25 protein-coding genes are annotated in these 25,767 nt (G+C 66.6%); 7 read left to right on the forward strand and 18 right to left on the reverse strand.

The window, feature by feature from the left end; translation table 11 throughout:
• The coding region (locus K225_RS0115385; protein WP_026437239.1) for a transposase at positions 1 to 338 on the forward strand (338 nt) is incomplete at its 5' end.
• Positions 339 to 568: 230 nt separating this feature from the next.
• Here K225_RS0115385 and K225_RS0115390 read toward each other — a convergent pair.
• On the reverse strand, positions 569 to 1,507 hold the full coding sequence (locus K225_RS0115390; RefSeq protein WP_026437240.1) for an inositol monophosphatase family protein: 939 nt from the start codon (positions 1,505 to 1,507) through the stop codon (positions 569 to 571).
• A gap of 209 nt (positions 1,508 to 1,716) precedes the next feature.
• Complete coding sequence (locus K225_RS0115395) at positions 1,717 to 2,682, reverse strand: hypothetical protein (RefSeq protein WP_026437241.1); 966 nt, start codon at positions 2,680 to 2,682, stop codon at positions 1,717 to 1,719.
• A 215-nt stretch (positions 2,683 to 2,897) separates the two neighbouring features.
• Between K225_RS0115395 and K225_RS0115400 the strand changes: the two genes are divergently transcribed.
• Positions 2,898 to 3,689 carry an RNA methyltransferase gene (locus tag K225_RS0115400; protein ID WP_026437242.1) on the forward strand — a complete coding sequence of 264 codons (792 nt, stop codon included), beginning with the start codon at positions 2,898 to 2,900 and terminating at the stop codon, positions 3,687 to 3,689.
• Between the two features lie 35 nt (positions 3,690 to 3,724).
• Complete coding sequence (cysE, locus tag K225_RS0115405; protein WP_026437243.1) at positions 3,725 to 4,504, forward strand: serine O-acetyltransferase; 780 nt, start codon at positions 3,725 to 3,727, stop codon at positions 4,502 to 4,504.
• A gap of 104 nt (positions 4,505 to 4,608) precedes the next feature.
• Here the strand turns inward: cysE and K225_RS0115410 are convergent, their stop codons facing one another.
• The 3 genes from K225_RS0115410 to yjgA all read right to left on the reverse strand — a co-directional run bounded on the left by K225_RS0115410 (position 4,609) and on the right by yjgA (position 7,170).
• Positions 4,609 to 5,709, reverse strand: a complete 1,101-nt coding sequence (locus tag K225_RS0115410; RefSeq protein ID WP_026437244.1) for an NAD(P)-dependent alcohol dehydrogenase — start codon at positions 5,707 to 5,709, stop codon at positions 4,609 to 4,611.
• A 200-nt stretch (positions 5,710 to 5,909) separates the two neighbouring features.
• Positions 5,910 to 6,509 carry a molybdopterin adenylyltransferase gene (gene mog / locus K225_RS0115415; protein WP_026437245.1) on the reverse strand — a complete coding sequence of 200 codons (600 nt, stop codon included), beginning with the start codon at positions 6,507 to 6,509 and terminating at the stop codon, positions 5,910 to 5,912.
• The gene (gene yjgA / locus K225_RS0115420; protein WP_026437246.1) at positions 6,502 to 7,170 is read right to left on the reverse strand and encodes a ribosome biogenesis factor YjgA; all 669 of its coding nucleotides are present in this window, start codon (positions 7,168 to 7,170) and stop codon (positions 6,502 to 6,504) included. Before yjgA ends, mog begins: the two co-directional genes overlap by 8 nt.
• 64 nt (positions 7,171 to 7,234) lie before the next feature.
• Between yjgA and pmbA the strand changes: the two genes are divergently transcribed.
• Positions 7,235 to 8,689, forward strand: coding sequence for a metalloprotease PmbA (gene pmbA, locus K225_RS0115425; protein WP_026437247.1), 1,455 nt, complete (start codon positions 7,235 to 7,237; stop codon positions 8,687 to 8,689).
• A 114-nt stretch (positions 8,690 to 8,803) separates the two neighbouring features.
• Here the strand turns inward: pmbA and K225_RS0115430 are convergent, their stop codons facing one another.
• The 7 genes from K225_RS0115430 to K225_RS0115460 all read right to left on the reverse strand — a co-directional run bounded on the left by K225_RS0115430 (position 8,804) and on the right by K225_RS0115460 (position 17,167).
• Entirely contained in the window at positions 8,804 to 9,610 is an 807-nt protein-coding gene (locus tag K225_RS0115430; RefSeq protein WP_026437248.1) for an aldolase/citrate lyase family protein, read from the reverse strand.
• Positions 9,611 to 9,698: 88 nt separating this feature from the next.
• A complete protein-coding gene (locus K225_RS0115435) occupies positions 9,699 to 10,658 on the reverse strand; it encodes a D-isomer specific 2-hydroxyacid dehydrogenase family protein (protein ID WP_026437249.1) in 960 nt (319 codons plus the stop codon).
• A gap of 7 nt (positions 10,659 to 10,665) precedes the next feature.
• Positions 10,666 to 11,832 carry an exo-alpha-sialidase gene (locus K225_RS0115440; protein ID WP_026437250.1) on the reverse strand — a complete coding sequence of 389 codons (1,167 nt, stop codon included), beginning with the start codon at positions 11,830 to 11,832 and terminating at the stop codon, positions 10,666 to 10,668.
• A gap of 85 nt (positions 11,833 to 11,917) precedes the next feature.
• Entirely contained in the window at positions 11,918 to 12,910 is a 993-nt protein-coding gene (locus K225_RS0115445; RefSeq protein WP_026437251.1) for a tripartite tricarboxylate transporter substrate binding protein, read from the reverse strand.
• 67 nt (positions 12,911 to 12,977) lie between these two features.
• Positions 12,978 to 14,453, reverse strand: coding sequence for an NAD-dependent succinate-semialdehyde dehydrogenase (locus K225_RS0115450; protein ID WP_026437252.1), 1,476 nt, complete (start codon positions 14,451 to 14,453; stop codon positions 12,978 to 12,980).
• Between the two features lie 117 nt (positions 14,454 to 14,570).
• Positions 14,571 to 16,100 carry a UxaA family hydrolase gene (locus tag K225_RS0115455; protein WP_026437253.1) on the reverse strand — a complete coding sequence of 510 codons (1,530 nt, stop codon included), beginning with the start codon at positions 16,098 to 16,100 and terminating at the stop codon, positions 14,571 to 14,573.
• A 77-nt stretch (positions 16,101 to 16,177) separates the two neighbouring features.
• The gene (locus K225_RS0115460) at positions 16,178 to 17,167 is read right to left on the reverse strand and encodes a tripartite tricarboxylate transporter substrate binding protein (RefSeq protein WP_026437254.1); all 990 of its coding nucleotides are present in this window, start codon (positions 17,165 to 17,167) and stop codon (positions 16,178 to 16,180) included.
• 147 nt (positions 17,168 to 17,314) lie between these two features.
• Here K225_RS0115460 and K225_RS0115465 point away from each other — a divergent pair, with 147 nt between their 5' ends.
• Positions 17,315 to 18,265 carry a LysR substrate-binding domain-containing protein gene (locus tag K225_RS0115465; protein WP_026437255.1) on the forward strand — a complete coding sequence of 317 codons (951 nt, stop codon included), beginning with the start codon at positions 17,315 to 17,317 and terminating at the stop codon, positions 18,263 to 18,265.
• Between the two features lie 161 nt (positions 18,266 to 18,426).
• On the opposite strand, the gene K225_RS0115470 is transcribed toward K225_RS0115465, so the two are convergent.
• The gene (locus tag K225_RS0115470; protein WP_026437256.1) at positions 18,427 to 19,530 is read right to left on the reverse strand and encodes a tartrate dehydrogenase; all 1,104 of its coding nucleotides are present in this window, start codon (positions 19,528 to 19,530) and stop codon (positions 18,427 to 18,429) included.
• A 124-nt stretch (positions 19,531 to 19,654) separates the two neighbouring features.
• On the opposite strand from K225_RS0115470, the gene K225_RS0115475 reads away from it, so the two are divergent.
• On the forward strand, positions 19,655 to 20,563 hold the full coding sequence (locus K225_RS0115475; RefSeq protein ID WP_202900054.1) for a LysR substrate-binding domain-containing protein: 909 nt from the start codon (positions 19,655 to 19,657) through the stop codon (positions 20,561 to 20,563).
• Between the two features lie 166 nt (positions 20,564 to 20,729).
• Here the strand turns inward: K225_RS0115475 and K225_RS0115480 are convergent, their stop codons facing one another.
• From K225_RS0115480 to K225_RS0115490, 3 genes are all read right to left on the reverse strand, one after another.
• The gene (locus K225_RS0115480) at positions 20,730 to 21,179 is read right to left on the reverse strand and encodes a GatB/YqeY domain-containing protein (protein WP_026437258.1); all 450 of its coding nucleotides are present in this window, start codon (positions 21,177 to 21,179) and stop codon (positions 20,730 to 20,732) included.
• A 213-nt stretch (positions 21,180 to 21,392) separates the two neighbouring features.
• Positions 21,393 to 21,605: a 30S ribosomal protein S21 gene (gene rpsU, locus K225_RS0115485; protein ID WP_007833691.1), complete on the reverse strand. Its 213-nt coding sequence runs from the start codon at positions 21,603 to 21,605 to the stop codon at positions 21,393 to 21,395.
• 152 nt (positions 21,606 to 21,757) lie between these two features.
• Positions 21,758 to 22,996 (reverse strand): NAD(P)/FAD-dependent oxidoreductase, encoded by a 1,239-nt coding sequence (locus K225_RS0115490; protein WP_034712963.1) that lies wholly within the window; start codon positions 22,994 to 22,996, stop codon positions 21,758 to 21,760.
• Positions 22,997 to 23,059: 63 nt separating this feature from the next.
• Between K225_RS0115490 and K225_RS0115495 the strand changes: the two genes are divergently transcribed.
• Positions 23,060 to 23,548, forward strand: a complete 489-nt coding sequence (locus K225_RS0115495) for an acyl-CoA thioesterase (RefSeq protein ID WP_026437279.1) — start codon at positions 23,060 to 23,062, stop codon at positions 23,546 to 23,548.
• 152 nt (positions 23,549 to 23,700) lie between these two features.
• Here K225_RS0115495 and K225_RS0115500 read toward each other — a convergent pair whose 3' ends face one another.
• Positions 23,701 to 24,375, reverse strand: coding sequence for a TrkA family potassium uptake protein (locus tag K225_RS0115500; RefSeq protein WP_026437260.1), 675 nt, complete (start codon positions 24,373 to 24,375; stop codon positions 23,701 to 23,703).
• Positions 24,365 to 25,702, reverse strand: coding sequence for a TrkH family potassium uptake protein (locus tag K225_RS0115505; RefSeq protein WP_034712968.1), 1,338 nt, complete (start codon positions 25,700 to 25,702; stop codon positions 24,365 to 24,367). Before K225_RS0115505 ends, K225_RS0115500 begins: the two co-directional genes overlap by 11 nt.
• Between the last annotated feature and the right edge of the window lie 65 nt (positions 25,703 to 25,767).

Consider the following 25,767-nt stretch of genomic DNA (forward strand, 5'->3'; position numbering starts at 1 on the left):
CGGCCGAGGTGACAGACCGCAAAGGAGCCCTGCAGGCACTGCAGCGCTGCAAACTGGCTTTGAGCCGAGTGCAAGCCTTGCTGTGTGACAGCGGCTATGTAGGCAAGCCGTTTGTCCAGGGCGTGCAAGACATACTGGGCGCACACGTCACCGTACAGATCGCCAAGCGCAGCGAGCTTCACACGTTCAAGGTAATGCCCCAGCGCTGGGTGGTGGAGCGCAGCTTTGCGTGGTTGGAGAAAAACCGAAGGTTGTGGAAGAACTGCGAGAGGTTGCTCAACACCAGCCTGCAGTTCGTCCATCTGGCATTCTTGGCGCTACTACTTAAAAGACTTTGAACAGGTTCTAAGAGTGGTAGAACTTGGGTGGTGGCGTAGTCCAGGCATCACGTTTCAGACGACAACTGTTTTTTTGAGAAACGCCACGGCGCAGGTTGAGACCAAAACGTCAAAAGCCGCCGTGTTGCGAGCATCGGCGGCTTTCTTGCCACGGTCCTGTGCGAAGGAGCCATGGCTCCCGGCGATTCTACACGGCCGTCGTGAGCGTGGCTTCTCGGTGCGAAGGGGGGTCAGAACGGCGCGTCTTCGCCCTTGGCTGCGTCGGCCTGTGGGGCGGCAGATTCTGCTGCGGCCGCAGCGCCATCTGCTTCCAGGGTGTCGGCGGCAGCCGCCTGGCGCACGGCCGCCTTGTCCCCCGCGCTTGCAAACTTGCTGTATTTGCCCAGGATGGGCACCAGCTGGCCGTAGATGCGCGGGTTGCCGGCCAGGCATTCGCGCTGCTCCAGGAAATCAGCCTCGCCCGTGAAATTGCCCACCAGGCCGCCGGCTTCCGTCACCAGCAGCGAGCCCGCCGCCACATCCCAGATCGACAGGCCGGTTTCAAAGAATCCATCGGTGAAACCCGCGGCAACGTAGGCCAGGTCCAGCGCGGCAGCGCCGGGGCGGCGCAGGCCCGCGGTGCGCTGCATCACGTCGCCCATCATGGCCAGGTAGCTCTTGAAGTTGTCGCCCGGGCGGAAAGGAAAGCCGGTGGAGATCAGGCAGTCCTTGAGCTGGGTGCGCTTGCTCACGCGGATGCGGCGCTCGTTCAGGTAGGCGCCGCGGCCCTTGGTGGCCGTGAACAGGTCATTGCGCGAGGGGTCGTAAATCACGGCCTGTTCGATCTTGCCCTTCACGGCCAGCGCAATGCTGACGCAATAGACGGGAAAACCGTGGATGAAGTTGGTGGTGCCGTCCAGCGGGTCGATGATCCAGACGAACTCGGAATCCTTGGCGCCGTATTCGGTGCCCGATTCTTCGGCCAGGATGCCATGGCCGGGGTAGGCCGTGAGCAGCGTCTCGATGATGATCTTTTCGGACGCGTGGTCCACTTCGGTCACGAAGTCGTTGATCTGCTTTTGCGAGATCCGCACCGATTCCACGTCCAGGGCCGCGCGGTTGATGATGGCGCCGGCGGCGCGTGCGGCCTTGATGGCCACGTTGAGCATGGGGTGCAGGGTGGACGACATAAATTGTGGGTGAAGGGCAGGGGCCTTGTAACAAGGCGTGGACCGGCGATGCGGCGACAAGGGGAGAGATTCTACCCGCTGTGCCCAAAAGCCGCTGGGCGCGGGGCGGGTGCGGGGCCTGCGGGCGGCGCATCCACCGCCGCCATTGCGCAGATTCAGCGGTGCCTCAGAGCCTGTTGACGATCCCCTGCGAGATCGTCAACAGGCGCTCAGGGCAGCTGCAGCCACTGGCCCTCGCGTGCGGTGGTTTGCTGCACCGGCCCCCAGCCCAGGCTGAACTCCACCATCAGGCTTTTGCGCTCACCGGGGGCAGGGTCTGCGCCGGCGAGTTGGTTGTCCACCACCACTTCCAGCCGGCCGTCACGCACCAAGCTGCGCAGGCGCGCGGTGATGTCCATCTGGCGGTAACCGTTGCCGTAGAGGGCGCGCTGGATGTTGACGTAGCCGTGGTCTGCATCGTTGCGCCCGCCGCGCTGCTCCCGCAGTTGGGCACGGGCCTGCGCGATGCGCGATCCGTCGATCCAGCTGCCTTCGCCATATTCGAGAATCTCGGGTTGGTCGCCAAATCCACCCAGCACGATCTGCAGGGTTTTGCGCTGGCCCGGCGCCGGGTCGCCGTTGAAGAGCTGGTTGGTCAGCTGGAAACGCTGCTCGCCCCGCAGCAGCTGGCGGATCTGTGGCGTCACATCGAAGCGCGATTGCGGCGTGCCATAGGTGGCCTGCCGGATGTCGAGAGGGTCCCGGTCGGCGTGGCCATACCGGCCCTGGTCGTCACCATTCCAGCCTTGCCGGTCATCGTTGTCGTAGCCCCGGCCCCAGCGGCCGCTGCGCCAGCCCGAGAACTGCGCGCCATCCACCCAGCTGTATTCGCTGAAGTCGAAGGTCTGGGGCCGACCGTCGGGCCCCCGGGCATGGATGCGCAGCGTCTTGCGCCGACCGGGGGCCGGGTCAGCGCCAAACAGGTCGTTGGTGAGCTGAAAGCGCTGGTCGCGGCGGGCGAGTTGCCGCAGACGGTCGGTCACGTCGATGCTGGACTGGTCGGTGCCATAGTCCGCCTGCAGGATCTGGTAGGGGCCTGCGTCGCGCTGGGCCCAGGCGGTGGACGACAGCAGCAGGGCAAACACCAGCAGCAGCCAGCTGCCCAGGGTTCTGGCGATGGAGGAGGGAGCGTGCATGGAGGTGTGTTGGAAGTTGGGAGGGTGGTGGGACGAGGTGCGCGGTGCCCAAACGATCGTCAACTGGCCTTTAACGTCCGGGCGGCCACCGCAGTGCACAGCTCCCATGCCACGCACAGAGTTTTACAACCGTGCAGCGCTTAGCCGCTTCGGCCCGGGCCAGCGGCGACAATGGCGCATGCCCCGGTGGCCCCTTGTTTCTTTCTGATTTCTCCATGCGTACCCGATTCATCCTGATTCAAACCAGCCACGCCGGCAATGTGGGCGCCGCCGCCCGCGCCATGAAAACCATGGGTTTTGACGACCTGGTGCTGGTGGCGCCGCGCTGGCCCAACGTGCTGCGGCGCGAGGAAACCATCCAGCGCGCCAGCGGCGCCCTCGATGTGCTGGAAAACGCACGCATCGTCGCCACGCTGGACGAGGCGCTGGATGGCATCAGCCACCTGTGCGCCACCGCCATGACGCCGCGCGACTTTGGCCCGCCCACGGCCAGCCCCCGCGCGCACTTTGAAATGCTATTGAACAGAGAGCTTTCAGCGATGGATGGACAAGCGCTGGAGGTCGAAAATGCTTCAAAACCAGACGGTGCGGCGGCCGAGCCGGGCGTGGCCTTTCTTTTTGGCTCCGAACGCTTTGGCATGGCCAACGAGGACGTGTACCGCTGCCATGTGGCGCTTTCCATTCCCACCAACCCGGGTTTTGGCTCGCTCAACCTGGGTGCCGCCATCCAGGTGATTGCCTACGAGTGGCGCCAGGCGCTGGGTGGGTTCGCGGTGCAGGAGGCCACGCCCGCCCGCGTGCAGGCCGATGCCGCCCAGGTGGCCGGCATGCTGGCCCACTGGGAGCAGGCGCTCACCGGCATCGGTTTTCTCGACCCCGCCGCGCCCAAGAAGCTCATGCCGCGGCTGAACCAGCTTTTCAACCGCGCGCAACTGAGCCCGGAGGAAATCCACATCCTGCGTGGTGTCGCCAAGGCCATGCTCGAGACGGCACAAGCGAAACGATAGACTGCGTTGTCCATTTAGAAATAACCATAACAACCATGCTTGCCCGCCTGCGCTCCGATATCCAGTGCATCCTTGACCGCGATCCTGCCGCGCGCAGCACGTGGGAGGTGATCACCTGTTATCCGGGCCTGCACGCGATCTGGCTGCACCGCCCGGCCCACTGGTGCTGGCACCATGGCCTCAAATGGCCGGGTCGCTTCATCTCGCACTTTGCGCGCTGGTTCACGGGGATCGAGATCCACCCTGGCGCCAAGATCGGCGAGCGCGTTTTCTTCGACCACGCCATGGGCGTGGTGGTGGGCGAGACGGCAGAAATCGGCGACGGCTGCACCATCTACCAGGGCGTCACGCTGGGGGGCACCTCGCTGTACAAGGGCGCCAAGCGCCATCCCACGCTGGGCCGCGATGTGGTGGTGAGTGCCGGCGCCAAGGTGCTGGGCGGTTTCGAGGTGGGCGATGGCGCCAAGATCGGCAGCAACGCCGTGGTCATCAAGCCCGTGCCCGCGGGCGCCACGGCGGTGGGCATTCCGGCACGCATCATCCCGTCCAAGGAAGGCCAGAGCGCCGACGTGACCGAGCCGCAGCAGCCGCGCAAGTTCACGGCCTATGGCATCACGCAAGAGGACGACCCGCTCTCGCAGGCCATGCGCGGCCTGATCGACAACGCCTCCTCGCAAGAGCACCAGATCGCGCTGCTGTGGCAGGCCATCGAGAAGCTGTCGGAATGTGTCAAGAAGGGCGATTGCGTGCCCGACGATGCGGCGCTCAAGGAGCAGTTCGAGGCGGGCAAGCTGAGCGACCTGGTGGGCAAGTAGCCGCAGCCCGCCACCCAAAAAAGAAGCACGCCAATGGCGTGCTTCTTTTTTTGTGGCTGCCAGCGCTTGATGGGTAATTGCTGGAGGCCTATTTGGCTATCCATTCAGAACGGCTTGATCGCAATCTTCAGCACGCCATCGCGCTGGTGGGCAAACAGGTCATAGGCCTCGACGATGTCGTCGAGCTTGCGCTGGTGCGTCACCAGCACGCCCAGGTCCAGGCGGTTGGCTGCAATCACGTTCATCAGGCGGCGCATGCGCTCCTTGCCGCCGGGGCACAGCGCGGTGCGGATGGTGTGGTCGCCCAGGCCCGCCGCGAACTGCGCCAGCGGAATCGACAGGTCTTCCGAGTACACCCCCAGGCTCGACAGCGTGCCGCCGGGCTTGAGCACCTTCATGGCCTGGCCAAAGGTGGCCTGCGTGCCCAGCGCCTCGATGGAGCTGTCGGCACCCTTGCCGCCGGTGAGCTTCATCACCTCGTCGACCACGTCCACGTTGCGGAAATTCAGCGTCATGTCGGCGCCCATTTTCTTGGCGATGCCCAGGCGGTGGTCGTTGCCATCCACGGCGATGATGGTGGTGGCACCCAGCAGGCGTGCGCCCGCCGTGGCGCACAGGCCAATGGGCCCCTGCGCAAACACCACCACGGTGTCGCCAATGCGGATGTTGGCGTTTTCGGCGCCCTTGAAGCCGGTGGACATGATGTCCGGGCACATCAGCACCTGCTCATCGGTCAGGCCATCGGGGATGGGGGCCAGGTTGGCCTGGGCATCGGGCACCAGCACGTACTCGGCCTGGGTGCCGTCGATCAGGTTGCCAAAACGCCAGCCGGCCGTGGCCTTGTAGCCATGGCAGCCGCACAGGCCTTGCGGCACCAGGTAGCTGCCGTCCTGGCTGGGGTAGCCGTCTTGTGCTGCGTAGCTGTTGAAGTTGGGGCAGATGGCGCCGGCAATCACGCGCTGGCCCTCGGTGTAGCCCTGCACCGCGCTGCCCAGCTTCTCGATCACGCCCACGGGCTCGTGCCCCACGGTCAGGCCCTTGGCCACCGGGTATTCGCCCTTGAGGATGTGCACGTCGGTGCCGCAGATCGTGGTGGTGGTGATGCGCACCAGGGCATCGTTGGGGCCCACGTCGGGGATGGGCTTGTCGGTCAGCTCGATGCGGCCGGGTTCGACGAACACGGCGGCTTTCATCATGGAAGGCATGGCGGTTTCCTTGGAGGCTGGGGTTGAACAACCTGCCGAGGCTATATCGCAATGGTGCCAGTGGGGTGACGGAGGTGGGTGGGCTTGTTCCAGATCAAGAAGCGGCGGCAGCTGGCGCCGTGTTACTGCACCAAAATGCAGCGAAACTGATAGCTGTCTGCGCTCATGAATGAAGGGCCAGGGGCTGATCTGGCTTGCGGTCAGGTGCGGGCGGGCCGGATGGCGTTCTTGGGCCGAAACGCCTTGCACACGGCGTCGTGCGTTTCCAGATACGGCCCGCCGATCAGGTCGATGCAGTAGGGCACGGCCGCGAAGATGCCGGCCACCAGCGGCTGGCCGTCGGCGTCTTTCAGGCCTTCCAGTGTTTCGGCAATCGCCTTGGGCTGGCCGGGCAGGTTGATGATGAGGCTTTGCTCGCGCACCACGGCCACCTGCCGCGACAGGATGGCGGTGGGCACGAACTTCAGGCTGATCTGGCGCATCTGCTCACCAAAGCCGGGCATTTCCTTGTGCGCCACGGCCAGCGTGGCCTCGGGCGTCACGTCGCGCAGGGCCGGGCCCGTGCCGCCGGTGGTCAGCACCAGGCTGCAGCCCGCGTTGACCAGGGCGATCAGCGTGGCGCTGATGGTGTCCTGCTCGTCGGGGATCAGGCGCGGCTCGAAGCTGATGGGGTTGCGCAGTGCGCGCGTCAGCCAGTCCTGCAGGGCCGGCAGGCCCTTGTCTTCATACACGCCGGTGCTGGCGCGGTCGCTGATCGAGACGATGCCGATCTTGACCGGATCGTGGATGGCTTCAGTCATCGTGCTCGCCCTCCTCGGGCTGCTCGTCGGGGCCAGCCGCGCCACCGAGGTGCTCGCGCACCAGCTGGAACAGCTCGCGGTAGGCCCGGCCCTTGCGCGGGGCCAGGCCCTCGGAGACCTGCACGTTGGCGGTCTTGCCGGCTGGCGTGGCATCCTTGCGCGCCTGGCGGATCAGGGCGCGCAGTTGCTGGGTGTCGGTGTCGGGGTGCTCGGCCATCCAGGGGGCCAGGGCTGTGTCGTCGGCAATCAGCCGGTCGCGCCAGTGCTCGGCCAGGTGCAGCGCCAGTTTTTCGCTGGCCGAGCCCTTGTGCTGCTCTTCCAGTGCCTGGCGGGCGGCCTGCACCAGCTCGGGTTCGAGCTTGCGCATGAGCTTGCCCACATACTGCATCTGGCGGCGCTTGCCCTCGAAGTTGGTGATGCGCCGGGCCTCGGCCAGCGCCTCCACCAGCTTGTCGGGCAGGCCCACGGCGTCGAACAGGTCGGCGCGCAGGCTCAGCAGCTCTTTGCCCAGGTCTTGCAGCTCGTCGCTTTCGCGCTTGAGATCGGTGCGGCTGGCATCGGGCGTGCCTTTGAGTTCGGCCTTGAGCTGGATGTCCATTTCGCTGCCTTCGGCAACGAACTGGCCTCGCACAAAGTAGCCTTTTTTGGGTTTGCGTGACATGGGTGGGGGCAAAGAGAGAGGTGGCGCAGCGCGCACCACAGCGGCAAGTATCATAGCCGCCGCTATGAACAAACCCACCCAACGCGCCTCCCGCGCCACTGGCGCTGCGGCCTCCGCTCCAGCCACTGTCCCAGCCACCGCGATTTCGCCCGCTCCGGAGCGCGGCTTCAGCTACAGCCGTCCGTTCTTTGAAGACCTGGTGGACCGTGCGTTGGCCCATGCCAAGAAACTGGGTGCCACCGACGCAGGCGCCGAGGCCTCCGAGGGTTGTGGCCTGTCGGTCAGTGTGCGCAAGGGCGAGCTGGAGACCGTGGAGCGCAACCGCGACAAGTCGCTGGGCGTGACGGTGTACATCGGCCACCGCCGTGGCAATGCCAGCACGTCGGACTTTTCGGACAAGGCCGTCGAGCAGACCGTGCAGGCCGCCTACGACATCGCCCGCTTCACCGCCGAAGACCCCATGGCCGGCCTGCCCGACGAGGCCGACATTGCACCGGCCGATACACACCGCGACCTGGACCTGTTCCATCCCTGGGCCATCACCAGCGAAGAGGCCGCGCAACTGGCCATGGCGTGCGAGGCCGCCGCCCTCAAGACCCACCGCCGCATCACCAACAGCGAAGGTGCCGGCGTGTCGGCACAGCAAAGCCATTTCTTCAGCGCGCACACGCGGGGCTTTCGGGGTGGCTATGCCAGCTCGCGCCACAGCTTTTCCGTGTCCCCCATCGCCTCGCTGCCCGGCCGCAATGCCGAGATGCAGCGCGATGCCTGGTACAGCTCCATGCGCAACGCGGCCGAACTGGCCTCGCCCGAGGCCGTGGGCCGCTATGCCGCCCAGCGCGCGCTTGCCCGCCTCGGGTCACGCAAGATTCCCACCACGCAATGCCCGGTACTGTTTGAATCGTCCCTGGCTGCCGGCCTGCTGGGCGGTTTTGTGCAGGCCGTGAGTGGCGGCTCGCTCTACCGCAAGAGCAGCTTCTTGCTCGATTCGCTGGGCAAGATGGTATTTCCCAAGCACATCGACATTCTGGAAGACCCGTTTGTGCTGCGTGGCAAGGGCAGCTCGCCCTTTGACGAAGAAGGCGTGCGCGTGGCCCCGCGCAAGGTGGTGCAGGGCGGGCGGGTGCAGGGCTATTTCCTGTCCAGCTACTCGGCGCGCAAGCTGGGCATGAAGACCACGGGCAATGCCGGTGGCTCGCACAACCTGGTGATGACCTCGCGCCTCACGCAGGCCGGCGACAACCTCGATGCCATGCTGCAGAAGCTGGGCACGGGCCTTTTTGTGGTGGAGCTGATGGGCCAGGGCGTGAACTACGTGACGGGCGACTACTCGCGCGGCGCCAGCGGCTTCTGGGTGGAGAACGGCAAGATCGCCTTCCCCGTGCACGAGATCACCATCGCGGGCAACCTCAAGGACATGCTCAAGGGCATCGAGGCCGTGGGCGCCGACACCTACAACTACGGTGCCAAGACAGTGGGTTCCATCCTGGTCAACCGCATGAAGGTGGCGGGCAGCTGATAACTGGCTGGCGACAAGGCCTCACGCAAAAAGGCTCCTGGGTTCCCGGTGCCTTTTTGTTGGGTGTGGTGCTTGCGGAGCGCCGGCGAGGTTTCGCAGCACCCTGCATGCCGCTCAATACGCCGCGCTGGCCCTGGCCGGTGCTGCCGTAGCGGTGGCACCGGCAAACTGCCCGCGCAGCTTGCGCGCTGCATTGGCAAACATCAGCACATCCACCCCCACGGCCACAAAGGTGCAGCCCAAGTCCAGGTAGCGCTGGGCCAGCACAGGGTCCGAGGTGAGGGTACCCGCCGCCTTGCCGCTGGCGATGATGGTCTTCATGGCGCCCTCGATGGCGGCCTGCACCTCGGGGTGCCCAGGGTTGCCCCGGTGGCCCATCGAAGCGGCCAGATCGGCGGGACCGATGAACACTCCGTGCACGCCATCCACCGCGCAAATGGCCTCCAGGTGGGTGAGGGCCGTCACGGTCTCGGCCTGCACCAGCAGGCAGACTTCGTCGTCGGCCACCGAGAGGTAGTCGCTGCGGCTGCTCCACATCGACGAGCGCCCCACGGCACTGCCCACGCCGCGAATGCCCAGGGGCGGGTACTGCGTGGCCGCCACAATGCTGCGCGCCTGTTCGGCCGTGTCCACCATGGGCACCAGCAGCGTTTTGGCGCCGATGTCCAGTATCTGCTTGATGAGGGCGGTGCTGCCTTCCACCAGGCGCACGATGGGGTGCGACGGGTGCGCTGCCACCGCCTGCAGCGCGCCCATGGTGCTGCGCAGGTCGTTGGGGGCGTGCTCGCCGTCGATCAGCAGCCAGTCGTAGCCGGTGGTGGCGGCGGCTTCGGCCAGGTACGGGTCGGCCATCGACAGCCACAGGCCGATTTGCGGGCGGCGCTCGGCCAGGGCGGTTTTGAAGGGGTTGTGGGCTGGCATGGTTCTGTGGGGGCAATAAGAGGCTCGGCGCGTGCTGCAGACAGTGCAGGCGTTTCGGGCGGTGCTTTGTGTTTCGGTGGGTGAATTCTCAGGCCATGCGGTGCTGGGCAGGTGCACCTGGGCCGGTGAGGTGGTCCACGATGTTGCGTGCCGTGATGGTGGACACCTGCAGCGACGCCCCCCTTGTCACGCCCGCCACATGCGGCGTGAGCAAGGCATTGGGCAGCTGGGCCAGGGGGTGGGTGGCGGGCAGGGGTTCGGTGTCAAAGGTGTCCAGGCCCGCGCCTTCGAGATGGCCGCTGCGCAGGGCTTCCACCAGGGCCGCTTCGTCCACTACCGGGCCGCGCGCGGTGTTGATGAGGAGGCTGCCCTGGGGCAGCAGCGCCAGCTCCCGTGCACCGATGAGGCCCCGGGTGCGCTCGGTCAGCGGGCAGTGCAGGCTCAGGATGTTCACCTGGGGCAGCAGCTGGTGCAGATCGGGTTCGGTGGCAAAGCCATCGGCCTGGCCCTGGGGGCGCAGCACCAGCACGCGCGCGCCCAGCGCGGCGGCCAGTTGCGCCGTGCCCCGGCCAATGGCGCCGTAGCCAATGATGCCCACCGTGGCATCGCGAAAATCGCGGCCCTGCCAGGTGCTGGGGGCCCACTGGCCAGCGCGCACCATGCGGTCCAGCAGGGGCAGCTGGCGCGCCAGGGCCAGCATCAGGGCCACGGCATGCTCGGCCACGGCGCGGGCGTTAGCACCGGGGGCCACGGCCACCGCCACACCGCGCGCGCGGGCGGCTTCCAGGTCAATGCCGTCCACCCCTGCGCCGTTTTTGGCCACCAGGCGCAGCGCAGGTGCGGCTTGCAGTACCCGCTGGCTCACAGGCTTGATGCCGCGCACCAGCAGCACTTGGGCACCGGTCTCCAGCAGCCGGGCGATCAGGTGGTCTTCGGTGATGGGCTCGACCATGAAGTGGATCTGGCCGCCTGCGGCTTGTACCAGCGCCTGGGCTTCAGGGGCCCAGTGCGCGGCGGTGACGAGGACGTGGAAAGTGGCTTGGCTCATGCTTGGTTCAGGGTTGTTGTGCGGCCCAGTCTGGTTGCAGGCGGACGTGGCGGATGTGTTGGCGGAATACGGTGTAGGCCAGGTGCAGGGTGCCGTTGGCATCCTGGCGCAGCGAGGGGTAGGAGTATTCGCGGTTGCGGCCGCGCTCGGAGTCGTTGCTCATGCACCAGCCGTCGCCCACTTCCAGGTGGCGCTGCCAGGGCCAGGTCAGGCCATCGTCGGCCGACAGGGCCAGCGTCATGGGAGCGCGCGGTGCGCCCCAGAAGGCCTTGCGTGCGGGCGGGGCGGCCACGGTGGCGCCCTGGGCGCCTTCGCCGGTGTCTTCCAGCTCGTCGTACAGCGACTCGCGCCGCTCGGTGGCGTTGGCGGCGCTGCTGGCGTTGAAGATCATGGCCAGGCGCCCATCGGCCAGGCGCAGGGCCTGCACCGACGAGTTGTTGTTGGGGAGATGGGTGGGCTGGGGTGTTTGCCAGGTCAGGCCGCCATCGTCGCTTTGGGTGCGGTAGATGTGGTCGGCCCAGCGGCTGCGGAAGAACGCCAGCAGGCTTTGGCCGTTGGCCGCCGGCACGATGTTCATGTGCACACAGCCCAGGCTGCCGGGCAGGCTGATGCGCTGCCAGGTGCGGCCCTGGTCGGTGGAGCGCAGCACGCCGCTGTCGTCGTGGCTGCCGTCCCAGGGCTGGCCTGCTTCGGCCCGGCAGTAAAACACGGGCAGCAGCCAGCTGCCGTCGTGGTGCACATGGATGGGCTGGCGCACAAAGGTGCCGGCGGGGGCGTCGGCCAGGGTCTCTGTGGGCGACCAGGTCTGGCCGTGGTCGGTCGAGCGGCGCACGCGCACCACGGCGGTGTTCTGGTGGCCCGATTGCTGGGCCGTGTGCAGCAGCCACAGGGTGCCATCGGGTGCCGGGAAGAGCACGGGGTTTTGCTCTGACCGCTCAGCGTCGTGCGACAGCTGCACGGGCTCGGACCACTGCTGGGCCCCGGGGGGCAGGCGCGACATGAAGACCGAGATGTCCGAGCGCCCCTCCATCGAGCCGCCAAACCACACGCAGGCCAGGGCGCCATCGCCCAGCACCATCAGGTTGGCGGCGTGGGCCTGAACGCGGGGGGAGGGCAGGTCGGCCACCTGGCGGGTGGCGTCATCGGGGTGCTGTTGCAGCAGGCCGTCGGGCATGGGTGTCTCCAAAGGGTGTGTCGTGATGTCTGGCGTTGCCGCGGGCTGCCCCTCCTGGCACCGCGGCGCCAGGAGGGTGCAGTCGTCAGTCGGCCTTGATCTTGGCGGTCTTGATCAGGTTGCCCACGCGCTGGTACTCGGGTGGCAAAAAGGCGCGCAGCTCGCCCGCGTTGCCGCTGCCCACCGTCACGCCCAGGTCGTTCAGCTTGCTGGCCACTTCGGGCAGCTTGAGTGTCTTGGCCAGGGCGGCAGAGAGCTTGGCGCTCACGTCGGCCGGGGTCTTGGCAGGGGCAAACAGCGCGTACCAGGCCGAGAACTCGAACTGCGGGTAGCCCAGCTCTGCCAGGGTGGGCACATCGGGCAGTTCGTGCAGGCGGGTGGCGCTGCCTACGGCCAGCGCCCGCACCTTGCCGCCGCGCAGCAGGGGCATGGAGTTGGTGGCGGTGTCAAAAATCACAGGCACGCGGCCGCCGATCAAATCGATGATGTGGGCATTGCCGCCCTTGTAGGGCACGTGGGTCATGTTGACCTTGGCAATCGACAGGAAAAGCTCGCCCGCCAAATGCAGGGGCGAGCCATTGCCCGACGAGCCGTACATGATGGCCTGCGGGTCTTTGCGGGCGGCATCCACCACTTCTTTGAGCGACTTGTAGGGCGAGTCGGTGGCGGTGATGATGATGATGGGCGCACGCCCGATCATGCCGATGGGCTCGAAGTCCTTGAGGGGGTCGTAGTCGGCCTTGAGCAGGTTGGGGCTGGCCGCGTGGGTGGCCAGGCCACCCACCAGAAGGGTGTGCCCGTCAGCTGGCGCACGAGCCACCACGCCCGCGCCCAGCAGGGCGCCGGCGCCGGGCTTGTTGTCCACCACGGCCGAGCCGCCCAGGGCCTCGCCCATCTTCTGCCCGATCAGGCGGCCCAGCATGTCGTTGGCGCCGCCAGCGGGGTAGGGCACCACCATGGTGATGGGTTTGCTCGGAAAGGGGGCTTGCGCATGCGCCAGGGGCAGGGCGCACGCCAGTGCCATGCCGGCGATGGCGCCCAGAATGGGCCGGCGTGAGAGGGCTTTGGTAATGCTCATGGTCTTGTCTCCTTGGTTGAATGGTTGGGGTGACCTGTTGCGTCTTGTGCTGCGGGGCGTGGCTACCTCAATCCAGCTGCCCCTGGCAGACATACTTGGTGTGCAGGTAGTCGTCGAGCCCGTGCGTCGATCCCTCGCGCCCGTAGCCCGATTCCTTCACTCCGCCAAAGGGAGCGGCCTCGGCAGCCAGCGCCCCTTCATTGATGCCGACGATGCCCGTCTCCAGCGCATCGGCCACGCGCCAGATGCGGCGCACGTTCTGGCTGTAGAAGTACCCCGCCAGCCCAAACGGCGTGTCGTTGGCCTGTGCAATCACCTCGGCCTCGTCGTCAAACACCGTCAGCGGCGCCACGGGGCCAAAGGTTTCCTCGCAGGCGCAGGCCATGCGGGCATCCGCCCCGCCGAGCACGGTGGGCGCGTAGTAGTTGGGGCCGAGGTGGCTCAGGCGCTGGCCGCCCGTGAGCACCTTGGCGCCCTTGGCCACGGCATCCTGCACATGGCGCTCGATCTTCTCCACCGCCCGGTCATTGATCATGGGGCCGATCTGCGAGGCCGGGTCACTGGCCGGGCCCACCTTGAGCGCTGCCACCTTGCCTGCCAGCCTGGCGGCAAAGGCATCGAACACGCTGCGGTGCACAAACACCCGGTTGGGGCACACGCAGGTCTGGCCACCGTTTCTGAACTTGGCGGCCATCAGGCCATCCACCGCCGCATCCAGGTCGGCATCGTCAAACACGATGAAGGGTGCGTTGCCCCCCAGCTCCAGCGAGAGCTTCTTGAGCGTGTCGGCACTGCGGCGTGCCAGATGCTTGCCCACCGGGGTGGAGCCGGTGAAGGTGATCTTGCGCACCCGGCCATCGTCCAGCCACACATCCACCACAGCCGGTGTGTTCTGGCGCGAGGCGGTGACGATGTTCAGCACCCCGGCAGGCACCCCGGCTTCATGGGCCAGCTGCACCAAAGCCAGGGAGGTCAGCGGCGTGTCTTCGGCCGGCTTGCAGACCACGGTGCAGCCTGCGGCCAGGGCCGGGGCGATCTTGCGGGCGATCATCGCGGCCGGGAAGTTCCAGGGCGTGATGGCAGCCACCACGCCCACGGGCTCTTTGAGCGCAAACATGCGCCGGCCTGGCACCGGGGCGGGAATGACTTCGCCATGCATGCGCGTGGCTTCTTCGCCAAACCACTCGATGTAGCTGGCCGCATAGGCCACCTCGCCCTTGCCTTCGGCCAGGGGCTTGCCCTGCTCCATGGAGATCAGGGCACCCAGATCGTCCTGGTGGGCCAGCACGAGGTCGTTCCAGCGTTTGATGATGGCTGCGCGTTGCTTGGCGGGGACTTTGCGCCAGGTGGCAAAAGCGGCGTGGGCGGCGTCCAGCGCGGCGCGCGCCTCCACCGCACCCGAATCGGGCACGGAGGTGATGACGGCGCCGGTGGCGGGGTTGGTCACATCCAGGCGGGCGGCGGCAGAAGCCGTCCACTGGCCGGCGATGAAGTTGGCGCTGCGGATGAGGTCGGCTCGGGTGAGGGTCAGGGATGCGGACATGGGTTTGAATGGAATGTGGCTCTGGCGTTCATCGGATAAGCGCTAGCAGCTATTTTTTTGGGAGCGTTTGGTTTCCCTTGTTCTTTCGCTGTGCCAGTGCAGGCGACTCAGGGGGGATCAACTGACTATCCCCATGTGCCATGGCACAAATTCGTGGTCACCCAGACCCAGCAGCTCGCTCTTGGTTTCCTCGCCGCTGGCATGGCGCAGGATCTGCTCAAAGATGCGCTGGCCCAGTTCGGGAACGGTGCACTCGCCGTCGATCACCACGCCGCAGTTGATGTCCATGTCTTCCTCCAGGCGGGTGAACATGGGCGTGTTGCTGGCCAGCTTGATGGTGGGCGCGGGCTTGCTGCCGAACATGGAGCCACGGCCAGTGGTAAAGCAGATGAGCTGCGCGCCGCTGGCGATCTGGCCGGTGGAGGCCACGGGGTCGTAACCTGGCGAATCCATGAACACAAAGCCGCTTTCGGTGATGGGCTCGGCGTATTCGTACACCGCGCGCAGCGGGGTGGTTCCGCCCTTCATGGCGCTGCCCAGCGATTTTTCAAAGATATTGGCCAGCCCGCCCGCCTGGTTGCCATGGCCCACCACGCCGTTGAACTGCGCGTTCTGGCCGGCGGTGTAGCGCTCCCACCAGGCCAGGCGGTCCAGCAGCTTCTGGCCCACCTCGGGGGTGATGGCGCGGCGCGTGAGCATGAACTCCACGCCGTGGATCTCGGGTGTTTCGCTCAGGATGGCGGTGCCGCCGTGGCGCACCAGAATGTCCATGGCCGCGCCCAGGCCGGGGTTGGCGGTGATGCCCGAGAAGCCATCCGAGCCGCCGCACTCCAGGCCAATCTTCAGGTGGCTGGCGCTCACGGTGGTGCGCCGTGCCTCGTTGGCGATGGGCAGCATTTCCTCGATGGCGCGGATGCCCGCCTCTATGGTCACGCGGGTGCCGCCCACCTCCTGCATCACCAGCGTGCGCATGAGCTTGCCTTCTTTGAGCCCCTGCGAGTCGACCAGCGAATCCACCTGGTTGCGCTCGCAGCCCAGGCCCACGATGAGCACGCCCGCCAGGTTGGGGTGGCGTGCATAGCCTGCCAGCGTGCGGCGCAGCACATCAAAGTGCTCGCTGGGCGAGGACATGCCGCAGCCGCTGGTCTGCGCAAAGGCGGCCACGCCATCCACGTGGGGGTAGGCGGCCAGCCGCTCGGGCGTGAAGTGCGCGGCAATGCGCTTGATGACGGTGGCCGAGCAGTTCACCGACGACAGGATGCCGATGAAATTGCGCGTGCCCACGCCGCCCCCGGGCCGCACAAAACCCTGGAAGGTGGCGCGCTCGGCCTCGGGCACATACTGAACCGGCTGCACATCGGCGCCAAAGGCCGGGTCGCGGTAGTAGTCCACCAGCTGCAGGTTGTGGCTGTGCACGTAGTCGCCGGGCTCCAGGTCGCGCGTGGCCACCCCGATCACCGTGTCGTACTTCTTGACCTGCTCGCCCGCTGCAATGCGGCGCGCGGCAATCTTGTGCCCGGCAGGCACCTGGGCGCGCGTGCGCAGGCCCAGCTCCGGAATGTCCTGGCCCAGTGCCAGTGCGGTCTTGGCGACCAGCACGTTGTCGTTGGGGTGCAGGTGCAGCAGGGTGCTATCGGTGCGGGACATGGGGGCTTTCATCAATGGGGCCGAAAGGTGGCAGAGCCCACCAGGGGATCCCTGGGGCTCCGTGCGTCACCGTGCGCTCAGCTCTTCATCAGCTCGCGCAGCTTCAGTTTGTCGATCAGCACGGTCTCTTTCTGGTAGACGGTGTTCACGTACTTTTCGTAGTCGGGGCCGTCCAGGTACAGCAGCGGTGCGTCCAGCTTGTCGATCACGGTCTTGAACTCGGGGCTGGCCACGGCTTGCTTGAAGGCGTCGCGCAGCTTGGCCACGATGGCCGGGTCCACGCCCTTGGGGGCGCCAATGCCGTTGGGGGCGTCCACCACCACGTCGTAACCCAGCTCGCGCAGGGTGGGCACGTCCTTGAAGCGGACCGTGCGCACATCGCCCCAGGTGGCCAGCAGGCGCAGCTTGCCGGCTTCGACATGCGGCGCCCACGAGCTGGAATCGGCCAGCGCATCCACATGGCCGCCCAGCACGCCCTGCAGCGCTTCGGCGCCGCCCTTGTAGGGCACGTGGTTGAGCTGGATGCCCGCCACGCTGGCGAACTCTTCCATGCCCACATGCGTGGCGCCGCCCACGCCCGCATGGGCATAGCTCACCTTGCCGGGGTTGGCCTTGGCGTAGGCCACAAAGTCCTTGAGTGTCTTGAACGGCGAGCTGGCAGGCACCGCAATGCCAAAGGTCTGGCCCGAGGTGCGCGCGATGTAGGTGAAGTCCTTGCGCGGGTCGGCCTGCAGCGTGCCCAGCTGCGAGAAGCGCGTGACCGAGATGGGGATCTGCCCGATGGTGTAGCCATCGGCCTTGGCCGATGCCAGTGCCTTGGAGCCGATCATGCCGGAGGCTCCCGCCTTGTTCTCCACCGCAATGCTCTGGCCCAGGATGCGCCCGGCCACGGTGCACAGCGCGCGCATGGACTGGTCGGCCGTGCCGCCTGCGGGCCAGGGGCAGATGAAGGTGATGGGGCGCTCGGGCCATGCCTGTGCGAACAGGCGGCTGGATGTGGTGGCCAGGGTGGCGGCACCGAGGGCACCGAGGACGAACTGGCGCCGTCCATTGCGTGGAGTCTGCATGTTGGTCTCCTGTGGTTTCTTGAATCGAGAGCTGCGATTGTTCAAAACCGTTGCATAACAATCCAATGAAAATATGGACTGTCTTCATTGCATTTTGGTTATGTATCGTGCACAGCGACAGAAAACACGAACTCACAAGGACTCACCATGGCACAAATTGACCGTGTTCTGCGCAGCAACCTCAAACTGAGGCACTTGCAGATGCTGGTGGCGCTGGACCAGTTTCGGCACCTGGGGCGTGCGGCGGAGTTCCTGTCGGTCACGCAGCCCGCCGTTTCCAAGACCCTGGCGGAAATCGAGAGCATGTTCGGCCTGCCGCTGTTCGAGCGCTCCACGCGCGGCACCGAGCCTACGCCAGCCGGCGCCAGCGTGGTGCGTTTTGCGCGCTCGGTGTTGGCGGGCTATGAGCGCACGCGCGATGAGATCGCGGCCGAGGCCAGTGGTGCGGCGGGTCGCACCAGCGTGGGCGCGATGGTGGTGGCCACGCCGGTGCTGCTGGCGCAGGCGGTGGCGCGGCTCAAGGCCCGCTCCGGTCACACCACCGTGCTCATCGAAGAGGGCGACCTCACGCGCCTGCTGCCCAAGCTGCGCCTGGGCGAGCTGGACCTGTTCGTGGGCCGGCTGGAGCCCGGCTACGCTTCACCCGACCTGGAGACCGAAGCGCTCTACCAAGACCCCATGGTGGCGGTGGTGCACCCCGGCCATCCGCTGGCCGGCAGGCGCAAGGTGCAGTGGGCGGACATTGCCACCCAGCCCTGTGTGCTGCCCCCGCCCTGGGCGTCTCTGCGGGTGAAGCTGGAGCAGCAGTTCTTTGCCCACAGCCTGCATCCGCCGGCTGACATCGTCGAGTCTGCCTCGTTCCTGTCGCAGATCTCCTTCTTGCGGCAGCGCGGTGCGGTGGCTTTCATGGCACGCACGGTGGCGCAGCATTTCGCGGGGCAGGGGATGGTGGCGGTGCTGAAGCTGCCGGTGGCGGTGGAGTTGCCGCCGGTGGGGCTCATCACGCTGCGCGGGCAGCGGATGACGCCGGTGACGGCCTTGCTGGTCGGCTGCCTGAAGGAGGTGGCCGGGCTTGGAGACGCTCAGCAGGGAACTTGACCACCGTGCAGGGGCCAGTGCGCATCCTGCTTCTCCATGCCTGCCCCCTCTTGTCGGGCCAGTGCCATCTGCACGCCGGGGGCGTCGTGGGGCCACTTTGGCGTGGGGCCGCCCTGCGGGCGACCCCAAGTCCGGTTGCAACGGGCGCGCAGTGAGCGGGCTCAGTCCTTGGCAACATGCGCTGCAATGGCCTCACCCACCTGCGTGGTGTTGGCCGTGCCGCCCAGGTCCGGCGTGCGCGGTCCGCTCTTGATGGTTTCCTCGATGGCCGCCACGATGGCATCGTGCGCCTGCCTTCCCGCGCCCTGGCCCTGCGTGAGGAAGTCCAGCATTAGCGCGCCGGACCAGATCATTGCAATCGGGTTGGCAATGTTCTGGCCGTAGATATCGGGCGCAGAGCCGTGCACGGGCTCGAACAGGCTGGGAAATTTGCGCTCGGGGTTGAGGTTGGCCGAGGGCGCCAGGCCGATGGTGCCCGTGGTGGCCGGGCCCAGGTCGGAGAGGATGTCGCCAAACAGGTTGGTGGCCGCCACCACATCGAAGCGGCCGGGCTGCAGCACAAAGCGGGCGGTGAGGATGTCGATGTGCTGCTTGTCCAGCGTCACCTCGGGATAGGTCTGGGCCACGTCCTCGGCGCGCTGGTCCCACCAGGGCATGCTGATGGCGATGCCGTTGCTCTTGGTGGCCAGGGTCACATGCTTCTTGGGGCGGCTCTGGGCCAGGTCGAAGGCGAACTTCAAGAGGCGGTTGGCGCCGTGGCGCGAATAGACCGATTCCTGGATCACGATCTCGCGGTCGGTGCCTTCGTACATGATGCCGCCCAGCGAGGTGTATTCGCCCTCGGTGTTCTCGCGCACCACGTAGTAGTCGATGTCGCCGGGTTGGCGGCCGGCCAGCGGGCAGGGCACGCCCTCGAACAGGCGCACGGGGCGCAGGTTGATGTACTGGTCAAACTCGCGGCGGAACTTGAGCAGGGATCCCCACAGGGAGACATGGTCGGGCACGGTGGCGGGCCAGCCCACGGCGCCGAAGAAGATGGCGTCCATGCCCGACAGTTGCGCCTTCCAGTCGTCGGGCATCATTTTTCCGTGGGCGGCGTAGTAGTCGCAGCTGGCCCAGTCGATGGGGGTGGTTTCAAGGGCGATGCCAAAGCGTTCTGCGGCGGCCTGCACCACGCGCAGGCCTTCGGGCATGACTTCCTTGCCAATGCCGTCTCCGGCGATGAGGGCGATGCGGTAGGTTTTCGGGGCGGCGGAAGAGGTCATCAAGCGGTCCTGGCAATGGATGGAGGGGCGCTGCTGCACGGCGCAGCCAGCGGTAAGGAGGGCATTGTTCACAGGGCTGTTGAAAACTACAATCCGACAACTGTGGCTTCATTCTTCACATATCGTGCATAAAAACCCTGCCGCGGAAGACCTGCGCGTATTCACAGCCGTGGTGCGCAAGGCGAGCTTTGGCGGCGCCGCCACCGAGCTGGGCACCTCTCCGGCTTACGTCAGCAAGCGCATCCGCCTGCTGGAGCAGGACCTGCAGGTCAGGCTGTTGCACCGCACCACCCGCCGCGTGGCGGTCACGGAGGAGGGCGAGCGCGTCTTCCACTGGGCGCAGCGCATCCTGGACGACATGGAGCAGCTGCTGCAGGAGGTGGCCATCACCCGCAGTGAGCCGCGCGGGTTGCTGCGGGTGAGCAGCAGCTTCGGCTTTGGCCGCCAGATCGTGGCGCCCGCGCTGTCGCGCCTGGTGGAGCGGCACCCGGGGCTGCAGGTGCGGCTCGAGGTGTTCGACCGGCTGGTGGACGTGGCGGGTGAGGGCTTCGATCTGGATGTGCGCGTGGGCGACGAGATTGCCCCGCACCTCATTGCGCGCCGCCTGGCCGACAACCATCGCGTGTTGTGCGCGGCACCCGCCTATCTGCAGCGCAAGGGCACGCCGCGCACGGTGGCCGACCTGGCCGCGCACGACTGCCTGGTCATCAAGGAGCGCGACCATCCGTTCGGCGTGTGGCGCCTGCGCAGTGGCGCGCAGGAAGAATCGGTGAAGGTGCGTGGCCCGCTGTCGGCCAACAATGGCGAGATGGCCGTGCAGTGGGCCGTGGATGGGCGGGGCATTGTGCTGCGCTCGTTGTGGGATGTGGGCGCGCACCTGCAGGCGGGGCGCCTGGTGCAGGTGCTGCCGCAGTGGCGGCAGGAGGCCAATGTGTGGGCCGTGTACCCCACGCGGCTGGAGCGCTCGGCCAAGGTGCGGGTGTGCGTGGAGTTTCTGCAGGAGCACTTTGGAGAGGCTTGGAACACCCCCTGAGTCGCTTTGCGCCTTCCTCCTCAAGGGGGGCGCCGCCAGCGCACGGATGCGCAGCGACGCCACGGCGTCTTGGCGGCCCTTGCGCGGCCGCCGCTGGCGGCGGACGCGCCAGTTTCATCGGCCGGGTGTCGTCATCCGCGCCGATGCGATTCAAGAGGGGGGGGCTTCAACCGCCCGAGAGTGCAGTCTTCACAGCGGCGGAGACTTGGCCCATGTCGGCCTTGCCCGCCAGGCGGGTCTTGACCACGCCCATGACCTTGCCCATGTCGCCGGGGCCCGAGGCACCCAGTTCGGCCACGATGGCCTTCACGGCGGCCAGGGTTTCCTCGGCCGACATGCGCTCGGGCAGGTAGGCCTGCAGCACGGCCATTTCGGATTTTTCCTTGTCGGCCAGGTCCTGGCGGCCCGCGCCTTCAAACGCGGTGATGCTGTCCTTGCGCTGCTTGATGAGCTTGTCCACGATGGCGACGATGGCCGCATCGTCCAGCACCACACGCTCGTCCACTTCCTTTTGCTTCATGGCGGCCTGCAGCAGGCGGATGGTGCCCAGGCGCTCGCTGTCCTTGGCGCGCATGGCGGTTTTCATGTCTTCGGTGATCTGGTCCTTGAGGCTCATGAGGCTTTCCTTTGTGTTGGTCAGGCAGGGACTTGGGGTTTGCAAAAAGCCCCTCTGGCTAGGCGCAGCGCCGCAGACAGTAGTTTCGCTACGGCAAGGCGCTGCAACGACGCCAGAGGGGCTTTTTGCAAACCCGAAAAAACAAAAACCCGCGCTTGGCGTCCCTAGCGCGGGTTTGTCGGCACTCCGTATCAGACGGGGCCAAAGCAGTACTTAGTACAGCTTCTTGGGCAGCTGCATGCTGCGCACGCGCTTGTAGTGGCGCTTCACGGCGGCTGCCTTCTTGCGCTTGCGCTCGGCGGTGGGCTTTTCGTAGAACTCGCGGGCGCGCAGGTCGGTCAGCAGGCCGAGCTTTTCAATGGTGCGCTTGAAGCGGCGCAGTGCAACGTCAAAGGGTTCGTTTTCTTTTACGCGGATCGTAGTCATTAGCTAATGTTTTCCAATAGGTTGCCCACAGAGGGTCTTGGGGAGATCGGGCCTCAAGACCATGCGTGGCGGTTTTCCCCGTCTGTAACTAGTATTTGGCCGACGGGGCATTGCCAGCGAAGCCCGCCATTATAGCGGTTGCGGCACGCAAATCAAGAGGTAGCGGCCAGCGCCTGCGCGCACGCATGGGCGCTGGCCCAGGCCCACTGGAAGTTGTAGCCGCCCAGCCAGCCCGTCACATCGACCACCTCGCCAATGAAATACAGGCCCGGCTGGGCCTTGCACTCCATGGTCTGCTGCGACAGCGCGCGCGTGTCCACGCCGCCCAGCGTGACCTCGGCCTTCTTGTAGCCCTCGGTGCCGGTGGGAATGAGCTCCCAGCGCGCCAGCTGCTCTGCCAGGCGCGCCAGGGCCTTGTCGCTGGCCTCGTTGATGGGGCGCTGCCAGTCGGCCTCGCGGCTGGCCCAGGCGTCGGCCAGGCGGCTCGGGACCAGGGTGGCCAGCTCGTTGGCGATCAGTTTGCGCGAGCGGGCCTTGCCCTGCGCCAGCGCGGCGGGCAGGTCCACCGTGGGGGCGAGGTTGATGGCCAGGGGCTGGCCCTCCTGCCAGTAGCTGGAGATCTGCAGCACCGCCGGGCCCGAGAGTCCGCGGTGGGTGAACAGCAGGTCTTCGTCAAAGGCCATGCGATTTTTCTTGGCACCGGTGCTGATCTGCACCGGCAGCGCCAGGCCAGACAGTTGCGCATACGGCGCCCAGAGAGCGCCATCAAACGTCAGCGGCACCAGGCCCGGGCGGCGCTCGATGAGCGGGATGCCGAACTGCTGTGCCAGCCGGTAGCCGAAGTCGGTGGCGCCGATCTTGGGGATCGACAGGCCGCCGGTGGCGACCACCAGCGAGCGCGCTTGGACGGGGCCTCTATCGGTATGGATGTGATAGCTGCCAGCGCCGGACGGATCTGCGCCAGAGGCCGAAAACGCGATGTTTTTGACGGCACAAGGCTGCCAGTGCGTCACCCCGCCGGCGGCGCACTCGGCCAGCAGCATGGCAATGATGTCTTCGGCCGAGCGGTCGGCAAACAGCTGGCCCTTGTGTTTTTCGTGGAAGGGGATGCCGTGCTTTTGCACCAGGGCGATGAAGTCCGCCGGGGTGTAGCGCGACAGCGCCGAGCGGCAGAACTGCGGGTTCTGGCCCACGAAGTGCTTGTGCGGCGCGGCAGGGTCGAGGTCGCGGTTGGTGAAGTTGCAGCGCCCGCCGCCCGAGATGCGGATTTTTTCGGCCACCTTGTCGGCGTGGTCGATGAGCAGCACCTTCAGGCCACGCTGGCCCGCTTGGCCGGCACAAAAAAGGCCGGCAGCACCGGCACCCACGATCACCACGTCAAACATCTGCATGGCCTGCAGTGTAGGTGCTGCGCAGACCGTCGATTTTGGTCGGCGGTGGGCGACAATGGCGGCATGAACATTCCCTCCCACCAGCTCAGCATGACCGTGCTGATGTCCCCCGACATGGCCAATTTTTCGGGCAACGTGCATGGCGGGGCCATCCTGAAGCTGCTTGACCAGGTGGCGTATTCCTGCGCCAGCCGCTACTCGGCCTGCTACGTGGTCACGCTGAGCGTGGACCAGGTGATGTTTCTGCAGCCCATCCATGTGGGCGAGCTGGTGACGTTTCTGGCCAGCGTCAACTACACGGGCAGTTCGTCGATGGAAGTGGGCATCAAGGTGGTGGCCGAAGACATCCGCGCGAAGGTGGTGCGGCATGTGAACAGCTGCTTTTTCACCATGGTGGCGGTGGACGAGGCGCGCAAGCCCGTGGCGGTGCCGCCCCTCATGCCCTCGACCGCCGATGAGCGGCGCCGCTGGGAGGCGGCGCTGCTGCGCAAGTCGCTGCGCAAGGAGCTGGCCGAGCGCTTCCGGCAGGTGCGGGAGACGACAGAGGGCTGACCGGCCTCGCTCTCACCAGCTTTTGCGACTCCGCCAGTGATATGGCCTGCCGCGAGAGCCCGGCCATTTCGCTGGTGAGGCCCGACAGCACATTGGCCACCGGTTGCGCGAAGGCGTCGATGGTGGCGCCCATGCCGGCCGGCCCGCGCCGCTCAGTACAGCGACGCGAAGCGTTCCACCATGCGCGTGGGGCCCGCCACGATCAGGTGGTCGCCGGGCTTGACCTCGGTCTCGGCCTTGGCATAGATGAAGTCGACGTGGCGCCGCTTGATGCCCACCACGGTGATCCCATGGCGCTTGCGCACGTTGGACTGCGACAGGGGCTTGTTGTGCGTTTCCATGGGTGCGCGGGTCTTGGCGATGGCGAAGCCGTCGTCGAACTCGATGAAGTCGATCATCTTGCCGGTGACCAGGTGGGCCACGCGCTCGCCCATGTCGGCCTCGGGGTACACCACATGGTGCGCACCCACCCGCTCTGCGATGCGGCCGTGCTGCGGATCGATGGCCTTGGCCCAGATGTCCTTGAGGCCCAGCTGGCTCAGGTTGAGGATGGTGAGCACGCTGGCTTCCAGGTCGCCACCGATGCTCACCACCGCGTGTGCGAAGTCAGGCACGGCCAGCTGGCGCAGGGTTTCCAGGTCGGTGGCGTCGCCCTGCACCACATGGGGCAGCACCAGCGACAGCGACTGCACCGTATCGGCATCGTGCTCGATGGCCAGCACATCGTGGCCCAGCTCCACCAGCGATTTGGCCACGCCCGTTCCAAAGCGGCCCAGGCCGATGACGACCACGCTGCCGGACAGGTGTTTGACGGATTTATCCAACAATCGGTTTCTCCTCGGGGTATCGGTAGTTGCGGCGGATCTGGTTCGTGGCCAGGGCCACGGCCAGCGTGACCACGCCCACGCGGCCAACGAACATCAGCGCAATGATGATGGACTGGGCGCCGGGCGGCAGCTCGGCCGTGATGCCGGTGGACAGGCCCACGGTGCCAAAGGCGGAGACCAGCTCGAACAGCACTTTTTCCAGGGGCAGCGTCGTCAGCGGCAGGATCAGCAACAGGGCCAGCGAGACGACGGCCGCGCTGAGCACCATGATGGTGATGGCTTGGCGCTGCACCGCGTCCGCGATGCGCCGGCCGCGGAACTCCACGTCGCGGTGGCCGCGGATCTCGTTCCACACCACCAGCACCAGCACGAAGAAGGTGGTCACCTTCACCCCCCCCGCCGTGCCCGCGCTGCCGCCGCCAATGAACATCAGCACATAGTGCAGCGCCAGCGATTCGGTGGTGAGTGCGCCGATGTCGATGGCATTGAAGCCCGCCGTGCGGGCCGAGACGGAGGTGAACAGCGCCGCCAGCGCCTTGTGCGCCCAGCCCATGGGGCCCAGGGTGCCGGGGTTGTCGAACTCCGTCAGCAGGATGACCCCGGTGCCCAGCGCCACCAGCGCCAGCGAGCCCCACACGGTGATGGCCGTGTGCATGGACCAGATGGGCCGCTTGCGCCCGCGCTCGGCCAGCAGCTCGTGCAGCACCGGAAACCCGAGGCCGCCGATCACGATGGCCAGCATCAGGGGCACCAGCACCAGAGCATCGCCCGAGTACGCCATCACGCTGTCGCCCCAGGTGGAAAAGCCTGCGTTGTTGAACGCCGAGATGGAATGGAACAGCCCGTGCCATGCCGCATCGCCCCAGGGCATGCCATGGCCCAGCGCAAACCGCAGCCACAGCGCCAGGGCCATGGCCAGCTCCACGGCCACCGTCACCTTGAGCACGAGCTTGGCCACGCTTTTCACGTCCCCCAGCGCCAGCGAGTGGGTTTCGGCCTGCAGCAGCAGCCGCGTGCGGATGCGCATCTGCCCGCTGATCAGCAGGCCCATGAGCGTGGCCGAGGTCATCATGCCGAAGCCGCCGATCTGGAACAGGCCCATGATGACGGCCTGGCCCGTGCCGCTCCAGTAGGTGCCCGTGTCCACCACCACCAGGCCGGTCACGCAGACCGCCGATGTGGCGGTGAACAGCGCGGTGAGAAAGGGCGCGCTTTCACCCGCCTGCGCGCGCGCGAAAGGCAGCATCAGCAACAGGGTGCCCAGCGCAATCACGCTGAGAAAGGACAGGGCCAGCACCACAGCCGGGTGCGCAACGCGGGAAGTCAAAGGCAGAACTTTCTGCGCGGTGGTCGGCAACCCGTGCACCACGCGGCCGCGATGCTAGCACTGCG

Source organism: Acidovorax sp. JHL-9, assembly GCF_000426205.1.
Taxonomy (GTDB): domain Bacteria; phylum Pseudomonadota; class Gammaproteobacteria; order Burkholderiales; family Burkholderiaceae_C; genus Acidovorax; species Acidovorax soli.

Bases quoted from the DNA above. Each gene is read 5' to 3' on its own strand.
- K225_RS0115390 (WP_026437240.1), bottom strand. From the start codon at position 1,507: ATGTCGTCCACCCTGCACCCCATGCTCAACGTGGCCATCAAGGCCGCA.
- K225_RS0115395 (WP_026437241.1), bottom strand. From the start codon at position 2,682: ATGCACGCTCCCTCCTCCATCGCCAGAACCCTGGGCAGCTGGCTGCTG.
- K225_RS0115400 (WP_026437242.1), top strand. From the start codon at position 2,898: ATGCGTACCCGATTCATCCTGATTCAAACCAGCCACGCCGGCAATGTG.
- cysE (WP_026437243.1), top strand. From the start codon at position 3,725: ATGCTTGCCCGCCTGCGCTCCGATATCCAGTGCATCCTTGACCGCGAT.
- K225_RS0115410 (WP_026437244.1), bottom strand. From the start codon at position 5,709: ATGCCTTCCATGATGAAAGCCGCCGTGTTCGTCGAACCCGGCCGCATC.
- mog (WP_026437245.1), bottom strand. From the start codon at position 6,509: ATGACTGAAGCCATCCACGATCCGGTCAAGATCGGCATCGTCTCGATC.
- yjgA (WP_026437246.1), bottom strand. From the start codon at position 7,170: ATGTCACGCAAACCCAAAAAAGGCTACTTTGTGCGAGGCCAGTTCGTT.
- pmbA (WP_026437247.1), top strand. From the start codon at position 7,235: ATGAACAAACCCACCCAACGCGCCTCCCGCGCCACTGGCGCTGCGGCC.
- K225_RS0115430 (WP_026437248.1), bottom strand. From the start codon at position 9,610: ATGCCAGCCCACAACCCCTTCAAAACCGCCCTGGCCGAGCGCCGCCCG.
- K225_RS0115435 (WP_026437249.1), bottom strand. From the start codon at position 10,658: ATGAGCCAAGCCACTTTCCACGTCCTCGTCACCGCCGCGCACTGGGCC.
- K225_RS0115440 (WP_026437250.1), bottom strand. From the start codon at position 11,832: ATGCCCGACGGCCTGCTGCAACAGCACCCCGATGACGCCACCCGCCAG.
- K225_RS0115445 (WP_026437251.1), bottom strand. From the start codon at position 12,910: ATGAGCATTACCAAAGCCCTCTCACGCCGGCCCATTCTGGGCGCCATC.
- K225_RS0115450 (WP_026437252.1), bottom strand. From the start codon at position 14,453: ATGTCCGCATCCCTGACCCTCACCCGAGCCGACCTCATCCGCAGCGCC.
- K225_RS0115455 (WP_026437253.1), bottom strand. From the start codon at position 16,100: ATGTCCCGCACCGATAGCACCCTGCTGCACCTGCACCCCAACGACAAC.
- K225_RS0115460 (WP_026437254.1), bottom strand. From the start codon at position 17,167: ATGCAGACTCCACGCAATGGACGGCGCCAGTTCGTCCTCGGTGCCCTC.
- K225_RS0115465 (WP_026437255.1), top strand. From the start codon at position 17,315: ATGGCACAAATTGACCGTGTTCTGCGCAGCAACCTCAAACTGAGGCAC.
- K225_RS0115470 (WP_026437256.1), bottom strand. From the start codon at position 19,530: ATGACCTCTTCCGCCGCCCCGAAAACCTACCGCATCGCCCTCATCGCC.
- K225_RS0115480 (WP_026437258.1), bottom strand. From the start codon at position 21,179: ATGAGCCTCAAGGACCAGATCACCGAAGACATGAAAACCGCCATGCGC.
- rpsU (WP_007833691.1), bottom strand. From the start codon at position 21,605: ATGACTACGATCCGCGTAAAAGAAAACGAACCCTTTGACGTTGCACTG.
- K225_RS0115490 (WP_034712963.1), bottom strand. From the start codon at position 22,996: ATGCAGATGTTTGACGTGGTGATCGTGGGTGCCGGTGCTGCCGGCCTT.
- K225_RS0115495 (WP_026437279.1), top strand. From the start codon at position 23,060: ATGAACATTCCCTCCCACCAGCTCAGCATGACCGTGCTGATGTCCCCC.